The organism is Enterobacter sp. E14S, from assembly GCF_055666685.1.
This window is the reverse complement of sequence record NZ_JBVODQ010000001.1, coordinates 39,612-54,017: the sequence shown is the minus strand read 5'-3', so window position 1 is coordinate 54,017 and position 14,406 is coordinate 39,612. Positions and strand designations below refer to the sequence as shown.

The 14,406-nt window shown below is 54.1% G+C and carries 17 protein-coding genes; 9 read left to right on the top strand and 8 right to left on the bottom strand.

Translation table 11 applies throughout. From position 1 onward, the window contains the following. Positions 1-55 precede the first annotated feature (55 nt). Positions 56-940: a D-hexose-6-phosphate mutarotase gene (locus tag ACZ6J2_RS00260; RefSeq protein WP_471724454.1), complete on the top strand. Its 885-nt coding sequence runs from the start codon at positions 56-58 to the stop codon at positions 938-940. 78 nt (positions 941-1,018) lie between these two features. Here the strand turns inward: ACZ6J2_RS00260 and ACZ6J2_RS00255 are convergent, their stop codons facing one another. Next, the gene (locus ACZ6J2_RS00255) at positions 1,019-1,765 is read right to left on the bottom strand and encodes a MipA/OmpV family protein (RefSeq protein ID WP_032657936.1); all 747 of its coding nucleotides are present in this window, start codon (positions 1,763-1,765) and stop codon (positions 1,019-1,021) included. A 431-nt stretch (positions 1,766-2,196) separates the two neighbouring features. On the opposite strand from ACZ6J2_RS00255, the gene yeaG reads away from it, so the two are divergent. The 3 genes from yeaG (at position 2,197) to ACZ6J2_RS00240 (ending at position 6,089) form a co-directional block, all read left to right on the top strand. Continuing rightward, complete coding sequence (yeaG, locus tag ACZ6J2_RS00250) at positions 2,197-4,131, top strand: protein kinase YeaG (protein WP_008500713.1); 1,935 nt, start codon at positions 2,197-2,199, stop codon at positions 4,129-4,131. A gap of 75 nt (positions 4,132-4,206) precedes the next feature. Continuing rightward, positions 4,207-5,490 carry a YeaH/YhbH family protein gene (locus tag ACZ6J2_RS00245; protein ID WP_032651499.1) on the top strand — a complete coding sequence of 428 codons (1,284 nt, stop codon included), beginning with the start codon at positions 4,207-4,209 and terminating at the stop codon, positions 5,488-5,490. 98 nt (positions 5,491-5,588) lie between these two features. After that, positions 5,589-6,089, top strand: coding sequence for a YbaK/prolyl-tRNA synthetase associated domain-containing protein (locus tag ACZ6J2_RS00240; protein ID WP_471724453.1), 501 nt, complete (start codon positions 5,589-5,591; stop codon positions 6,087-6,089). Positions 6,090-6,109: 20 nt separating this feature from the next. Here ACZ6J2_RS00240 and yoaI read toward each other — a convergent pair whose 3' ends face one another. After that, complete coding sequence (gene yoaI / locus ACZ6J2_RS00235) at positions 6,110-6,214, bottom strand: small membrane protein YoaI (protein WP_087822389.1); 105 nt, start codon at positions 6,212-6,214, stop codon at positions 6,110-6,112. A gap of 145 nt (positions 6,215-6,359) precedes the next feature. Here yoaI and ACZ6J2_RS00230 point away from each other — a divergent pair, with 145 nt between their 5' ends. Further along, positions 6,360-6,806, top strand: a complete 447-nt coding sequence (locus tag ACZ6J2_RS00230) for a DUF441 domain-containing protein (RefSeq protein ID WP_023311252.1) — start codon at positions 6,360-6,362, stop codon at positions 6,804-6,806. Here ACZ6J2_RS00230 and ACZ6J2_RS00225 read toward each other — a convergent pair. Next, complete coding sequence (locus ACZ6J2_RS00225) at positions 6,790-7,581, bottom strand: AraC family transcriptional regulator (protein WP_471724452.1); 792 nt, start codon at positions 7,579-7,581, stop codon at positions 6,790-6,792. The two genes, ACZ6J2_RS00230 and ACZ6J2_RS00225, sit on opposite strands and share 17 nt — an antisense overlap. Positions 7,582-7,680: 99 nt before the next feature. Here ACZ6J2_RS00225 and ACZ6J2_RS00220 point away from each other — a divergent pair, with 99 nt between their 5' ends. Further along, the gene (locus tag ACZ6J2_RS00220) at positions 7,681-8,868 is read left to right on the top strand and encodes a CynX/NimT family MFS transporter (protein ID WP_471724450.1); all 1,188 of its coding nucleotides are present in this window, start codon (positions 7,681-7,683) and stop codon (positions 8,866-8,868) included. A 32-nt stretch (positions 8,869-8,900) separates the two neighbouring features. On the opposite strand, the gene ACZ6J2_RS00215 is transcribed toward ACZ6J2_RS00220, so the two are convergent. After that, complete coding sequence (locus ACZ6J2_RS00215; protein WP_048975694.1) at positions 8,901-9,608, bottom strand: CTP synthase C-terminal region-related (seleno)protein; 708 nt, start codon at positions 9,606-9,608, stop codon at positions 8,901-8,903. Positions 9,609-9,709: 101 nt separating this feature from the next. Here ACZ6J2_RS00215 and ACZ6J2_RS00210 point away from each other — a divergent pair, with 101 nt between their 5' ends. After that, positions 9,710-10,054 carry a DUF488 domain-containing protein gene (locus tag ACZ6J2_RS00210; protein ID WP_471724449.1) on the top strand — a complete coding sequence of 115 codons (345 nt, stop codon included), beginning with the start codon at positions 9,710-9,712 and terminating at the stop codon, positions 10,052-10,054. Here the strand turns inward: ACZ6J2_RS00210 and ACZ6J2_RS00205 are convergent, their stop codons facing one another. Together ACZ6J2_RS00205 and ACZ6J2_RS00200 are read right to left on the bottom strand one after the other, a co-directional pair. Then, positions 10,055-10,360 carry a nuclear transport factor 2 family protein gene (locus ACZ6J2_RS00205; protein ID WP_023311247.1) on the bottom strand — a complete coding sequence of 102 codons (306 nt, stop codon included), beginning with the start codon at positions 10,358-10,360 and terminating at the stop codon, positions 10,055-10,057. It abuts the gene before it with no gap. An 80-nt stretch (positions 10,361-10,440) separates the two neighbouring features. Next, entirely contained in the window at positions 10,441-10,695 is a 255-nt protein-coding gene (locus tag ACZ6J2_RS00200) for a DUF333 domain-containing protein (protein ID WP_395994780.1), read from the bottom strand. A 309-nt stretch (positions 10,696-11,004) separates the two neighbouring features. On the opposite strand from ACZ6J2_RS00200, the gene ACZ6J2_RS00195 reads away from it, so the two are divergent. Beyond that, the gene (locus tag ACZ6J2_RS00195) at positions 11,005-12,033 is read left to right on the top strand and encodes a sensor domain-containing diguanylate cyclase (RefSeq protein WP_471725038.1); all 1,029 of its coding nucleotides are present in this window, start codon (positions 11,005-11,007) and stop codon (positions 12,031-12,033) included. Positions 12,034-12,078: 45 nt separating this feature from the next. Then, positions 12,079-12,177, top strand: a complete 99-nt coding sequence (locus ACZ6J2_RS00190; protein ID WP_029739841.1) for a YoaK family small membrane protein — start codon at positions 12,079-12,081, stop codon at positions 12,175-12,177. Positions 12,178-12,307: 130 nt separating this feature from the next. Here the strand turns inward: ACZ6J2_RS00190 and ACZ6J2_RS00185 are convergent, their stop codons facing one another. Both ACZ6J2_RS00185 and ACZ6J2_RS00180 read right to left on the bottom strand, forming a co-directional pair. Continuing rightward, a complete protein-coding gene (locus ACZ6J2_RS00185) occupies positions 12,308-12,556 on the bottom strand; it encodes a GlsB/YeaQ/YmgE family stress response membrane protein (protein ID WP_006174788.1) in 249 nt (82 codons plus the stop codon). Positions 12,557-12,841: 285 nt separating this feature from the next. After that, positions 12,842-14,326 (bottom strand): sensor domain-containing diguanylate cyclase, encoded by a 1,485-nt coding sequence (locus ACZ6J2_RS00180; RefSeq protein WP_471724448.1) that lies wholly within the window; start codon positions 14,324-14,326, stop codon positions 12,842-12,844. Positions 14,327-14,406 lie beyond the last annotated feature (80 nt).

Genomic DNA, 14,406 nt, shown 5'->3' with positions numbered 1-14,406 from the left:
CCAAAAAGGCGACTTCGGTCGCCTTTTTTATTGTTTTTAGACAGAGGATTGCTTAATGACTAATAAAATTTTTGCACTTCCGGTAGTCGAACAACTTACCCCTGTGCTCTCCCGCCGTCAGATTGACGGTGCCGACGTTATCGTCGTTGACCATCCACGCGTTAAAGCGTCCGTGGCGCTGAACGGCGCGCACCTGCTCTCCTGGAAACCGGAAGGTGAAGCCGAAGGTTTGTGGCTGAGCGATGCGACCTCCTTCAAAAAAGGGGCGGCTATTCGCGGTGGCGTACCGATCTGCTGGCCGTGGTTCGGCCCGTCCGCACAGCCGGGTTTGCCGTCTCACGGTTTTGCCCGCAACCAGCAGTGGACGCTGAAAGCGCATAACGAAGATGACAACGGCGCAGTGCTGACCTTTGAGCTGCAGGCTAATGATGAAACCCGCGCTCTCTGGCCGCACGATTTCACCCTGTATGCCCGCTTCAAGCTGGGTAAAACCTGTGAAATCGAACTGGAAGCTCACGGCGAGTTCGAAACCACCTCTGCCCTGCACACCTATTTCAACGTGGGTGATATCAGCGCAGTGAAGGTGAGCGGCCTGGGCGATACCTATATCGACAAAGTCGATAACGCGAAAGAAGGCAAACTGAGCGACGGCGTTCAGGCATTCCCTGACCGTACCGATCGCGTTTACCTGCACCCGGAAGCGTGCAGCGTGATCCACGACGGTGCCCTTAACCGCGGCATTGAAGTGGTGCATCATCATCACAGCGACGTGGTGGGCTGGAACCCGGGTCCTGCGCTGTCCGTCAGCATGGCCGACATGACGGATGATGGGTATAAAACGTTTGTCTGCGTGGAAACGGCTCGCGTGACTAACCCGCAGAAAGCGAGTGAAGAAAAACCGTCTCGTTTAGGGCAGACGATTCGCATTGTTAAGCGATAAATTCTCTGCACCACGCTAAAGCAAATGGGGCGCAAACGCCCCGTTTTAATGCATCAATTGCACTATATTAGTGCGCAATCAGAACTTGTAGCTCACACCCACAGAGAAGATGCCTGCCCAGGACTTATCGACCATCGGGCTATCCTTCACTTCGTCGCTCAGACGCTCATAGCGGCCAGTACCGTACACGCTCCAGTCGCCAAGGAAGTTGTAGCTCGCGGTCAGCTCCAGGTAAGGATCCCAGCCGTCATCTGCACTGTAGCTTTTCAGACCACTGCGGCGGGACTCGTTTTTAGAGACGCCGTAATAGTAGTCGTTGTAGTTCTCGCTGTTGTACTGCACACCGATACCCGGCGTCAGGGTGAGCCCGCCGTTGGTGTAGCGGTACAACCATGCCAGATCCCAGATAAAGCCGTTGCTGTTATCCAGCGTGTCACCCGCCAGGGCCGTACGCAGGAAGCCATACTCGGTGTTATGTACATACGAGAGCCCGGCCATCATGGTGCTTTTACGCTTGTCGAGCTGGCGAAGCGCATGGCTGTCGCTGTCACCCGGCTTGAAGTGCGTTGGATCGTAGTAGGCCATGATGGAGAGCTTATCGGCCTTATCGTTCCAGAGATAGTAGCCGCCGCCGAGCCCGCGGAACCAGACGTTGTCGCCTTCATAGGTGATAACGGGAACAGGATAAACATCACGGTCATACTGTTTATACGGGCTGTTAATGACGCCAACACCCGCGCCAACCGTCCACTGACTTTCCGCCTGCGCGGTGTTCACTGCGGTCGCGGCAAGGATGCCTAATGCCAGAAGTTTGAGTTTGGTCACAATCCATTCTTTCCTGTAGTCAAATAATCAGCGGATGAAGTGTAACCGCCATTCCCGTACATCCCAAAATTTTTTGCCTGCTAATCAGTCTGATTAACCCGTTATTTTTAACTTTTCAGATGACAACACGCTTTCATTTATATGACCACTGAATGAAAAACGTGCATTTGTCTTATAACGACAGTGGAAATTTTTGGATGAGTTATTGATATGTCATTGAAAGTAGATTTTCTGGGCATGCAAGTTTTGCAAATGCCATCTACGCTTTAATTTAAGAAGAGTTTTCCTGAACACCCTGCGGTTCTTAGCGTCTGACCTGGCACACAGGTTGCTGCTCTGGCAGTGAGGTGCGAGAGATTCTCTTCCGGGAGCCTCCACTACTCATACGAACGGCTCTTATCCTGTGCTAAAAAACGAAAGGACGGCATGCCATGAATATATTCGATCACTATCGCCAGCGCTATGAAGCTGCCAAGGACGAAGAGTTCACACTGCAGGAGTTTCTTACCATCTGTCGGCAAGATCGCAGTGCCTATGCCAATGCGGCAGAACGGCTATTGATGGCTATTGGTGAGCCAAACATGGTTGACACTGCCCTGGAGCCTCGGCTTTCCCGTCTCTTTTCGAATCGGGTGGTCGCCCGATACCCGGCGTTTGAAGAGTTCTATGGTATGGAAGATGCCATCGAACAGATTGTCTCCTATCTGAAGCATGCCGCTCAGGGTCTGGAAGAGAAGAAACAGATCCTCTATTTACTCGGCCCGGTGGGTGGCGGTAAATCCTCGCTGGCTGAACGCCTGAAGTCGCTGATGCAGCGCGTTCCTATTTATGTGCTGAGCGCCAACGGTGAACGCAGCCCGGTGAACGACCATCCGCTGTGCCTGTTCAATCCGCAGGAAGACGCGCAGATTCTGGATAAAGAGTATGGCATCCCGCGTCGCTACCTCGGCACCATCATGTCGCCGTGGGCGGCAAAACGCCTGCACGAGTTTGGTGGCGACATCACCAAATTCCGCGTGGTGAAGGTCTGGCCATCTATCCTTGAACAGATCGCTATCGCCAAAACGGAACCCGGTGATGAGAACAACCAGGATATCTCGGCGCTGGTAGGTAAAGTCGATATCCGTAAGCTGGAAAACTTCGCGCAAAACGATCCGGATGCCTACGGTTACTCAGGCGCGCTGTGCCGTGCGAACCAGGGGATTATGGAATTCGTCGAGATGTTTAAAGCACCGATTAAAGTGCTGCATCCTCTGCTGACGGCTACCCAGGAAGGCAACTACAACGGGACGGAAGGTATCTCCGCCCTGCCGTTTAACGGGATTATTCTCGCCCACTCGAACGAATCTGAATGGGTGACCTTCCGTAATAACAAAAACAATGAGGCCTTCCTTGACCGCGTGTACATCGTCAAGGTGCCTTATTGCCTGCGGATCTCCGAAGAGATCAAAATTTACGAGAAACTGCTTAACCACAGCGAGCTGGTGCACGCTCCTTGCGCACCGGGAACGCTGGAAACGCTGTCGCGCTTCTCCATCCTTTCACGTCTGAAAGAGCCGGAAAACTCCAGCATCTATTCGAAAATGCGCGTCTATGACGGTGAAAGCCTGAAAGATACCGACCCGAAAGCGAAGTCGTATCAGGAATACCGCGACTATGCCGGGGTCGATGAGGGGATGAACGGTCTGTCCACGCGTTTCGCGTTTAAGATCCTCTCCCGCGTCTTTAACTTCGACCATGCGGAAGTGGCGGCCAACCCGGTTCATCTGTTCTACGTGCTGGAGCAGCAAATCGAACGCGAGCAGTTCCCGCAGGAGCAGGCTGAACGCTACCTTGAGTTCCTCAAAGGTTACCTGATCCCGAAATACGCCGAGTTCATTGGCAAAGAGATCCAGACGGCCTACCTGGAATCCTATTCAGAATACGGGCAGAACATTTTCGACCGTTACGTCACCTATGCTGACTTCTGGATCCAGGATCAGGAGTACCGCGACCCGGATACCGGCCAGCTGTTTGACCGTGAATCCCTGAACGCGGAGCTGGAAAAAATCGAGAAGCCTGCCGGGATCAGCAACCCGAAAGACTTCCGTAACGAGATTGTGAACTTCGTCCTGCGCGCCAGAGCGCATAACAACGGGCGCAATCCGAACTGGACCAGCTACGAGAAGCTGCGCACGGTCATTGAGAAGAAAATGTTCTCCAATACCGAAGAGCTGCTGCCGGTGATCTCGTTTAACGCCAAAACCTCAACCGATGAGCAGAAAAAGCACGATGATTTTGTCGACCGTATGATGGAAAAAGGCTACACCCGCAAGCAGGTCCGCCTGCTCTGCGAATGGTATCTGCGCGTGCGTAAATCGTCTTAAAAACAAGTGCCCGGTGGCGGTTAGCGCTGACCGGGCCTACAAAATGCAAGTTGGCAAATGCAGTACGGGGGGTATATGACCTGGTTTATTGACCGGCGTCTTAACGGCAAAAACAAGAGCACGGTGAACCGCCAGCGCTTCTTGCGTCGTTATAAAGCGCAAATTAAACAGTCTATCTCCGAGGCCATCAACAAACGCTCGGTGACCGACGTCGACAGCGGCGAGTCTGTCTCCATCCCCACCGATGACATCAGCGAACCGATGTTTCATCAGGGGCGAGGCGGCCTGCGCCATCGCGTACACCCAGGTAATGACCACTTCGTTCAGAACGACAGAATTGAGCGTCCTCAGGGCGGCGGCGGTGGTTCAGGAAGCGGTCAGGGACAGGCCAGCCAGGACGGTGAAGGTCAGGACGAATTTGTCTTCCAGATTTCGAAAGACGAATATCTCGACCTGCTGTTTGAAGACCTGGCGCTGCCGAATCTGAAAAAGAATCAGCATCGTCAGCTTAATGAATACAAAACCCATCGCGCGGGCTATACCGCCAACGGCGTGCCCGCCAATATCAGCGTCGTGCGTTCGTTGCAGAATTCGCTGGCGCGACGAACGGCCATGACGGCGGGCAAACGGCGCGAACTGCGCGAGCTGGAGAGCAGCCTGAAGGTCGTGGAAAATACGGAACCAGCGCAACTGCTGGAAGAGGAGCGCCTGCGTAAAGAGATTGCGGAACTAAGAGCGAAGATCGAACGGGTACCGTTTATCGACACCTTCGACCTGCGCTACAAGAATTACGAAAAACGCCCTGAGCCCTCCAGCCAGGCGGTAATGTTCTGTCTGATGGACGTGTCCGGCTCGATGGACCAGGCCACGAAGGATATGGCGAAGCGTTTTTATATTCTGCTCTACCTGTTCCTGAGCAGAACCTATAAGAACGTGGAGGTGGTTTATATTCGTCACCATACTCAGGCGAAAGAAGTAGATGAACATGAGTTTTTCTACTCGCAGGAGACCGGCGGGACCATCGTATCAAGCGCTCTGAAGCTGATGGATGAAGTGGTCAAAGAGCGTTACGACCCGGCGCAGTGGAACATTTATGCCGCGCAGGCGTCCGACGGCGACAACTGGGCCGACGACTCACCGCTGTGTCACGAGATTCTGGCGAAGAAAATTCTGCCGGTGGTGCGTTACTACAGCTATATCGAAATTACCCGTCGCGCGCACCAGACCCTGTGGCGGGAGTATGAACATCTGCAAGCAATGTTCGATAATTTTGCCATGCAGCATATCCGTGACCAGGATGATATTTATCCGGTGTTCAGGGAGCTGTTCCATAAACAATCTGCTACCAGCAACGCATAATCCAACAGCCAGCGAACGCGCTGGCTGTTTTCTTTCGACCCCGTTCATCCCGTGCTAATGTAGAACCCTGCAAAATGGATTATCACCGGGAAATCGTTATGACTGACGACGTTATTGGGGCAGAAACCCACCAGCAGCTGATCACCTTACTCACCGAGCAGGGCGCGCGGTTTCGCGTCATGGAGCACGAGGCGGTCGGGAAATGCGAAGCGGTAAGTGAAATTCGCGGGACCGATCTGCGACAAGGCGCAAAGGCCCTGGTCTGCAAGGTGAAGGGAAACGGCGTAAAAAAACACGTTCTGGCGATCCTCGCCGCCGATCTGCAGGCCGACCTGAGCCAGCTTGCCAGCCATTTTGGCGGGCTGAAGGCCTCCCTCGCCAGCCCGGCTGAGGTCGGTACCCTGACCGCCTGCGTTTTCGGCGCTATCCCGCCCTTTAGCTTCCATCCTGATTTGGCGCTGGTTGCCGACCCGCTGCTGTTCGAGCGTTTTGACGAAATCGCCTTTAACGCCGGTTTACTGGAGAAATCCGTGATTATGGATACCCAGGATTACCTGCGCATCGCCCGCCCTGAGCTGGTAACCTTCCACAAAGCGTAACCGTGATGGCTGACGACCTGTCAGCCTTTTCTTTCCAGAAACAGCACGGAGGCGACGAGAATAATGGCAATAGCGAAAAACGATGAGGAGATAATCAGCGTTTCAACAAACATGTGATCGTTCATGATGGCGACCCCTTTTGCGATATCTGCCTTCGTTTTAATCCGCGTAAATGACAAGGTTATGACAGCAATATAATCTTTTTAAAACTGTCCTCCGCCGCGTTTGCGCTTACAGTAAGCAAGTTGATTATTTTGGCAAGGATTCCCTATGTTTGACCCTACTCTGCTCATTCTTCTGGCACTCGCCGCGCTCGGCTTTGTCAGCCATAACACCACCGTCGCCATCTCGATTCTGGTGCTGATTATTGTTCGCGTGACCCCGTTAAATAGCTTTTTCCCGTGGATAGAAAAACAAGGCCTCACCATCGGGATCATCATTTTAACCATCGGGGTAATGGCGCCCATCGCCAGCGGCACGCTTCCCGCTTCAACCCTGCTGCACTCGTTTGTAAACTGGAAATCGCTTGTGGCAATCGCGGTGGGGATTTTTGTCTCGTGGCTGGGCGGGCGCGGCGTTACGCTGATGAGCAGCCAACCCTCGCTGGTGGCGGGCCTGCTGGTGGGCACCGTGCTGGGCGTGGCGCTCTTTCGCGGCGTTCCGGTGGGGCCGCTGATTGCGGCAGGCCTTGTCTCTCTGTTTATTGGGAAGTCGTAGTCAGGCTGGCCATATAACGCGCCGGCGTCTGGCCCAGTCCCTTTCTGAACATGGTGATAAACGCGGTGGTAGAGTCATAGCCGAGTGTCTGTGCCACCTGCTGTACCGATTTCCCACCGATCAAATGCTGTAACGCCACGATCAGCTGCAGCTGGTGACGCCAGCGGCGAAAGCTTAAACCGGTCTCTTTCACCACCAGCCGCGCCAGGTTGCGTTCGCTCATGGCAAAGTGGCTCGCCCACTGCGTCAGCGTCTGCCAGGCGGCGGGCTCTTCCGCCATTTTCTCGCTCATCAGCCGAATTTTAGGATGGGGCGAGACGGGCAGCTGCAGATGCTCCTGACGCTGGAGCGGCAGCTCGTCAAACAGAACGTCCACCAGGCGCAACGTGGCAGCAAGAGGGAGCTGTTCACGCGTTTTTTCCGCCAGGGATAAAATCAGCTCCCGCACCAGAGGGGAGATTTTCAGGGTGCAGCAGCGGTCGGGCAAGCTTGCCGCCCCCGGTTCAATGAACAAAAAGCAGAGCTGCGCGCCCGGGGTGGCCCTGTTGCTGTGCGGCATCTGGCCGGGGATCCAGACGGCGTACTGAGGCGGAACCATCAGCATGGCATTTTCCACTTCGCAGGTGATCGCGCCGCCGAGGGCCAGAATCAGCTGCCCCTTACGGTGATGATGCCGGGGAATATACTGTTCCTCCGCCACCACGCGGATGCGAAATGCGACGGCAGCATCGTGCTGGCTATCGGGATCATAGCCGTCCAGTCCCAGACCAATCATCAGTTTGTCCGATTTTAGCGATAAACTGTCATTTTAGCCTGATTTAAACCGCCGGGAAAATCGGTATTGTGTGCGCTCGCTTGAACGTATGAGAACATAATGACTACTGCTATTCGCACCTCAGGAAAACACGGCGCGCTGTTGATTGCAGGCATCCTGATGATTGCCACTACGCTTCGCGTCACCTTTACCGGCGCAGCCCCGCTGCTCGACACTATTCGTCTTGATTATGGCTTAAGCACGGCGCAAACCGGTCTGCTGACCACCCTACCCCTGCTGGCTTTCGCCCTTGTCTCACCGCTCGCCGCAGGCGTTGCCCGGCGTATTGGCATGGAGCGCAGCCTGTTTGTCGCCCTGCTGCTGATTTGCGCCGGAATTGCACTTCGCTCGCTGCCTTCCGCCGCGCTGCTTTTCATCGGAACCGCGGTCATCGGCTGCGGGATTGCGCTCGGGAACGTGCTGTTACCCGGATTAATTAAGCGTGACTTCCCGGGCCAGGTAGCCCGACTCACCGGGGCCTATTCCCTGACGATGGGGGTCTCGGCGGCGTTTGGCTCAGCGATGATTGTTCCCCTGGCGCAGGGTAGCGCAGGCTGGCATGGCGCGCTGCTGATGCTAATGGCGTTTCCGCTGGTCGCGCTGCTGCTCTGGCTGCCGCAGTGGCGCCAGAAACATATTGCGACGGTAACGGGCGCTGGCGCGCTGCATAACCGCGCCATCTGGCGCTCGGCCCTCGCCTGGCAGGTCACGCTCTTTTTGGGGATTAACTCGCTGATTTACTACGTCATCATCGGCTGGCTGCCGGCGATATTGCTCAGCCACGGCTACAGCGAAGCGCAGGCCGGCTCGGTGCACGGACTGTTGCAGCTGGCCACGGCCGTGCCGGGGCTTGCCGTTCCGCTGATCCTCCACCGTCTGAAAGATCAGCGGGGGATCGCCGGCTCGGTGGCGCTGATGTGCGCGGTAAGCGCGGCAGGGCTATGGTTTATGCCTGACATGGCGGTGATGTGGACGCTGGTGTTTGGCTTTGGCTCCGGAGCAACGATGATCCTCGGCCTGACGTTCATCGGTCTGCGCGCCAGCTCCGCGCACCAGGCTGCAGCGCTGTCCGGCATGGCGCAGTCGATTGGCTATCTGCTCGCCGCCTGCGGCCCTCCGCTGATGGGGAAAATTCACGATAGCGCGGGAGACTGGCAAATCCCGCTTCTGGGCTGCGCCCTGGCCGCCGTGATAATGGCGCTCTGCGGCGTGCTTGCCGGGCGAGATCGCGAGATCGCGCCCCGTTAAAGACTGTGGCAGACCATCGGGTCTGCCTTTTCCTACCCGCGAGCCGCGCGCAGCATCGCCTGCACCAGCACGACCGGGCGACCTTCCAGCGCTGCACGCTCATGCTGGAATAAGGTGATCACGAAGAACGGGTGCGTAACCAGTTCTGCGGCGCGAATTTCCCCCTGTTCGTCCCAGCCCGTAACATGCATATCACCGCTTTCCAGCGCCTGGGAAAACGCCGGCGACACGCCATAGTTACAGTGATAACCCTCTTCTATTTCCGGCTTGCCGTACGCTTTCGCGATCAGCGTATTTTTGCGCAGCTCAATCGCATCGGTTTTTTCCACCAGCGAGCAGGTCAGCGGCGCAATCACCATGGTGCCTTCGGTATCCGTCTCGGCATGTGCCGCATCGGCCCAGCCCAACACATTGCGAGCATACTCAATCAGCGCGTGCTGGAATCCGCCGCAGGTGCCCAGGAACGGTACGCCGTTTTCACGCGCATAGCGCGCGGCGATAAAGGCCGCCTCGGTGTTTTTATAGGGGCTGGCAGGCACCAGCCAGATGGCGTCGTAGCCCACCAGATCTTCAGGGCTTGTCAGCTCCGTGGTGGCAAGCCAGTCGTAATCGGCGGTGAGGTCAAGGACTGCGGCGGCGTCGTCAATGGCCAGCGGGATCGCCTGATGCGCAATAACACTGGGATTGTAATCGCCAACCAGCGCAATACGCAGCGTCGTTTTAACCGGGAGGTGTTCCATGAAAGGTTCCTTATGCCAGAGTATTATCAGATAACATAAGGAACCTCAGACTACCGATCTTCTGCAATTATCACAATACCTTAAATTGGGAGGGTGGAATTATGATTCAATGCAAACGCGTATACGAGCAGGCTGGTCCGGACGACGGCTATCGGGTACTGGTGGACAAACTGTGGCCGCGCGGGGTTAAAAAAACGGACCTCACCTATGATGAATGGTGCAAAGCGCTCACGCCCTCGAATGAATTACGCAAGGCCTTTCATAGCGAAACCATTGATTTCGCCGCCTTCAGCAAGGCCTATCGGGAAGAGCTGGCGCAGCATGCTGACGAGGGAATGCGTCTTGCGACTCTGGCGAACAGGCAGACCGTCACCCTGCTCTACGCTGCAAAAGACACAAAGCAGAATCACGCCCTGGTATTAGCCGACTGGCTACGCCATCTCTGATCAGCCGATCGCCAGCTCGTCAAGCATTTGCGGCGCTTCATCGGGGGTGAGCGGCATCAGATGTTCGGCGCGGACAAACGCAAAGCCGTGCTGGTTGTCAAAGGCGTAAACATCGCCAGTCACCAGCCAAAGGGCGCGATCGGCGGTAGCGGGTAATTGCGTCATCACGCCATTGACCGGGTTAACGAAACGCAGGCCGGGCTGACACAGGCCAAACAGCTCAACAGATTTACCAATATTGCGACGGCCTGACGCCGTGCGGGCACCGATGATCATCGCCATGCTACCCGGTTTAAGCTGAAACATACTTCTCTCACGGTAACGGTAGCCAGGGACTGGCTAAGAATAATCCTAAAGAGAAGTGTATCGCAGGCAATATAGGTCTGTCACCTGGCGGGTTGCGGATGGTCGCGACGATAGAGCGTCCATTCATCAATCACTTCGCCCCCCGGTAATTTGCACTCGGTACGGACGCCCTGCGGGCTTTGAACCGGGACCTGTTCCCCCCCTTTCTCCAGGCAGTACACGGAGGCAGGGTTCGCCATACCGATAGCGTGCGGTGGTTTCGGCGCATCGGGTGGGGTTGTTTTCGCGGTGCAGGCAGCCAGGGGAAGCGCCAGCGCCAGAAGCAGAAATCTCATCTCATTGATCCTTTTGACATCATGACAGTCTAAGGGTAACGGGTCATCGCCCCTTTCTCCATGATTTCTCCATTTTAACTGCACTTTTCAACACTATAGTGTGGCATGTTCTCGATATGACCAGAGAACATCATTCCGTAATCAAGATGTCTTTGCCCCGGTCTCAACAACGGGGCCTTTTTTCTCTGCTGCTGCCCTCTCCCTGCATATATTAAATTTTTTATATTCATGTTTTACTATGCCTGAAGTCTAAAAATTCAGCATAACATGCAGATGCAGACGTCTTCTGCCTGGGAGTCATTCTACGTCATGTCGGATATTATCCTTGCCCGTGTTTCAGAAACCCTCGCCACTGAACAATCTCTTGAAGGTCTCGTTCGCCAGCTGCTGGAGATGCTGGAGATCGTGACTGACATGGAGTCGACTTACCTCACCAAGGTAGATATCGAAGCCCGACTGCAGCATATCCTCTACGCCCGCAACAGCAAGCAGATGACAATTCCTGAGGGGCTGAGCGTCCCGTGGGATGAAACACTGTGCAAGCGCGCGCTGGATAGCGACACCGTATTCAGCAACGACGTTCCCGAACGCTGGCCGGAGTGCGAGACGGCGAAAGCGCTCGGCATTACGACCTACATGAGTATTCCTGTCCATCTTGCGGATGGTTCACTCTACGGAACGCTCTGTGCCACCAGCACGGCCAGAAAGCCGCTTAGCGAGCGCGGTGAACAGGTTCTAAAGTTATTCGCCGGGCTGATTGCCCAGTCCATTCAGAAAGAGTCGCTGGTAACCCAGCTTCGCGAAGCCAATGCGGCCCTCATCGCGCACTCTTACACGGATGCCCTTACCGGTTTACCCAACCGTCGCGCCATTTTTGAAGATCTGACCACGCTATTTTCGCTGGCGCGGCACCTTAAACGTAACACCGTCATCGCGTTCATCGATCTGGATGATTTCAAGCTAATTAACGATCGTTACGGCCACGAGGCTGGCGACCAGTTCCTGATTGAAGTGGGCAAGCGTCTGACGGAAGAAAAACAGCAGGACGATATCATTGGCCGGCTGGGCGGCGATGAGTTTCTGGTCGCGTCGTTGAGCACATCCCATAGCGAAGGAGATAACGCGCAGATCACGCTGCTCAAAACGCGCCTCAGCGCCTGTATTGCCGGTGAATACTGGCTGGGTAGCGTCAACCTCATTTACCCCGGAGCCAGCGTCGGCGTTATCGAAGTGGACCCTCGGGTAACCGATCCGGACAGCGCATTACGCGACGCAGATGTCGCGATGTATCAGGATAAGAAAGGAAAAAGCAAAACACGCTTTCTCACTATGGATTAACCCCGTACACTCTACGGCGTTACAAAAACCGAAACAGGTGATGATATGAGAATAGGGATCCTCTTCCCGGTCGTTATTTTTATAACGGCAGTGATTTTTTTAGCATGGTTTTTTGTCGGTGGTTACGCGGCGCCTGGGGCTTAAATGAGAAAAACGACCCTCGTTATGCTGATCGTTGCCATCGCGGCGTTTGCCGGTACGCAGCTTGGCTGGTGGTAAACGCCACTACGTAAAAAGGCCGCCATCTGGCAGCCTTTTTTAACGCTTGTAAGCCTTAGCTTTTGATTTTTCTGTAGATAAACAGAACAACCAGCGCACCGATGACCGCGACGGCAAAGCTGCCGAAGTTAAAGCCATCGACTTTGCCAAAACCGAACAGCGTACTGATCCAGCCGCCGACTACCGCGCCGATAATACCCAGTATTACGGTGACGATAAACCCACCGCCATCTTTGCCCGGCATGATCCACTTCGCCAGAATACCCGCAATAAGCCCAAAGATAATCCAGGATAAAATTCCCATAACTTTCCTCTCTGTATGGTTTTTGTCATTAAATCAACGACACAAAAAAGAATAGCACAGGATTTCAGAAAGGAAATTTGTGATAGGCATCACAATGAGAGAATGCGCAATTATTCATCAACAAAAAGAGCCTGCCGCATAAACTGTGGGGTTGCATCTTTTGTTGAGAAAGATTATCTTTCTCAACACTGAATAGTTGAGCGTAACACTCAGGTATTCAGTACGACATTGCTCACATTGCTTCCAGTATTTCTTGCCCACTCCTGAGTGGGCTTTTTTTTCTGTTCATACCCCAACAAACGCGTACCGGTTACGTCCCGCGCGCTTTGCCTGATAGAGCGCCTGGTCAGCGGCAATAATGATATTCTGCTGGCTGCCCGCGATGTCGACCGCACGCGCGGTGGAAATCCCGACGCTTACCGTCACCCGTCCGAAGGGGCTAAAATCATGCGCGATTTGCAGGGAGAACACGTTGCGAATAATCGTCTGCGCCAGTCGAAGCGCCTCCTGAATATCCGTATCAGGCAATATCAGCGCAAACTCCTCTCCGCCGTAGCGCGCTACAATCTGATTATCACGGGTAAGGCTCTCCCTGAGACTGTTTCCCAGCAGCGTCAGACACCGGTCCCCTTCCGGATGGCCGTAGTTATCGTTGTATTTTTTGAAGTAGTCCACGTCCACAATCAGTATGGAAATTGCTGCGTCATGTGCGGCACAAGTCGCGATTTCAGAGAGGATTCTTTCATCAAAAATGCGACGGTTGTACAGCCCGGTCAACGCATCCTCGGAAGCGATAATCTTCAGCGCCTTATTATCTCTGGTTTTTCTGGATAAGTCGAAATACAGGAAGTATGACGCGACGATAAGTATCGCAGTGAAAACGAAAATGAGTAGCGCCAGCTGAATGGCCTGCTTGCGCCACGGAGCGAGGGCTTCATCAATGCTGACGGCCACGGTGGTCACCAGCCCGTAGCGTCGGTTTTTCTCATAGGCATAAATGCGCTCGATTTTATCAAACCGCGAAACGGAACTGGCTATCCCGGTATTCTGTACCTTAAGGTATTTCCTGAAGAGGGGTGAATCAGAAAAAATCGTGCCGACGTAGGTATTTTTAAAGGGGTGACGGACCAGCAGCACGCCGGATTGCGTCGTTAAGCCAATGACGCCCAGATGACCAATATTAATCTGCCCGTAAAGCGCGAGAAAATTCTCGATACCCAGCGTCACCACCACGACACCGTTAAATGCTCCGGTGTGGGTTTCAAGACGACGACTAATGGTAATGACCCATTTGCCATTGGTTCTGCTTACCACGGGCTCACCAATAAAAATCTGCTGATTTTTATTTTCCTTGTGATAGATAAAAAATGACCTGTCCGATCCTTTGCGTGGGCCTGTAAAAGTTTCGTGCAGCGCGGTAAAGATATCGCCCTGAGCGTCGTAAACAACCACATTATTTATCTGGGTAAGAAGATTATCCTGATTATTTATCATCCGCTGAATATTGGTCGCCTGTTGCGGCGTCATGCCATAAATTTCGATTATGTCGGAAACGGTAGTAATTAACATTTCGCTTTGACGCATGATCCCCTCGGTATAGACATCAAGGGTATGGCTCAGGTTAGCAACGCTGGTATTAATTTGCTGTATTGACTGCTGTCTGGACGTGGCAATTTGGACGGCAAGCGACAGCGAGATGATCAATGAGACAATGATGACGGTAATGGTTGTTGTGTAAAAAGTATTTTTCACATGCACGAGCTTTTCCACCTTATCACGCCTGACATCCCTGGCTGACAACTCTTGTCACTGTAACAAAGCTCGGGATAAGAGGAAAATGAATTGCACTT

Excerpts from the sequence above, each read along its gene's own strand:
- ACZ6J2_RS00230 (WP_023311252.1), top strand. The coding sequence starts at position 6,360 with ATGTTTGACCCTACTCTGCTCATTCTTCTGGCACTCGCCGCGCTCGGC.
- ACZ6J2_RS00210 (WP_471724449.1), top strand. The coding sequence starts at position 9,710 with ATGATTCAATGCAAACGCGTATACGAGCAGGCTGGTCCGGACGACGGC.
- ACZ6J2_RS00195 (WP_471725038.1), top strand. The coding sequence starts at position 11,005 with ATGTCGGATATTATCCTTGCCCGTGTTTCAGAAACCCTCGCCACTGAA.
- ACZ6J2_RS00190 (WP_029739841.1), top strand. The coding sequence starts at position 12,079 with ATGAGAATAGGGATCCTCTTCCCGGTCGTTATTTTTATAACGGCAGTG.
- yoaI (WP_087822389.1), bottom strand. The coding sequence starts at position 6,214 with ATGAACGATCACATGTTTGTTGAAACGCTGATTATCTCCTCATCGTTT.
- ACZ6J2_RS00220 (WP_471724450.1), top strand. The coding sequence starts at position 7,681 with ATGACTACTGCTATTCGCACCTCAGGAAAACACGGCGCGCTGTTGATT.
- ACZ6J2_RS00200 (WP_395994780.1), bottom strand. The coding sequence starts at position 10,695 with ATGAGATTTCTGCTTCTGGCGCTGGCGCTTCCCCTGGCTGCCTGCACC.
- ACZ6J2_RS00240 (WP_471724453.1), top strand. The coding sequence starts at position 5,589 with ATGACTGACGACGTTATTGGGGCAGAAACCCACCAGCAGCTGATCACC.
- ACZ6J2_RS00245 (WP_032651499.1), top strand. The coding sequence starts at position 4,207 with ATGACCTGGTTTATTGACCGGCGTCTTAACGGCAAAAACAAGAGCACG.
- ACZ6J2_RS00185 (WP_006174788.1), bottom strand. The coding sequence starts at position 12,556 with ATGGGAATTTTATCCTGGATTATCTTTGGGCTTATTGCGGGTATTCTG.
- ACZ6J2_RS00205 (WP_023311247.1), bottom strand. The coding sequence starts at position 10,360 with ATGTTTCAGCTTAAACCGGGTAGCATGGCGATGATCATCGGTGCCCGC.
- ACZ6J2_RS00225 (WP_471724452.1), bottom strand. The coding sequence starts at position 7,581 with ATGATTGGTCTGGGACTGGACGGCTATGATCCCGATAGCCAGCACGAT.
- ACZ6J2_RS00260 (WP_471724454.1), top strand. The coding sequence starts at position 56 with ATGACTAATAAAATTTTTGCACTTCCGGTAGTCGAACAACTTACCCCT.
- ACZ6J2_RS00215 (WP_048975694.1), bottom strand. The coding sequence starts at position 9,608 with ATGGAACACCTCCCGGTTAAAACGACGCTGCGTATTGCGCTGGTTGGC.
- yeaG (WP_008500713.1), top strand. The coding sequence starts at position 2,197 with ATGAATATATTCGATCACTATCGCCAGCGCTATGAAGCTGCCAAGGAC.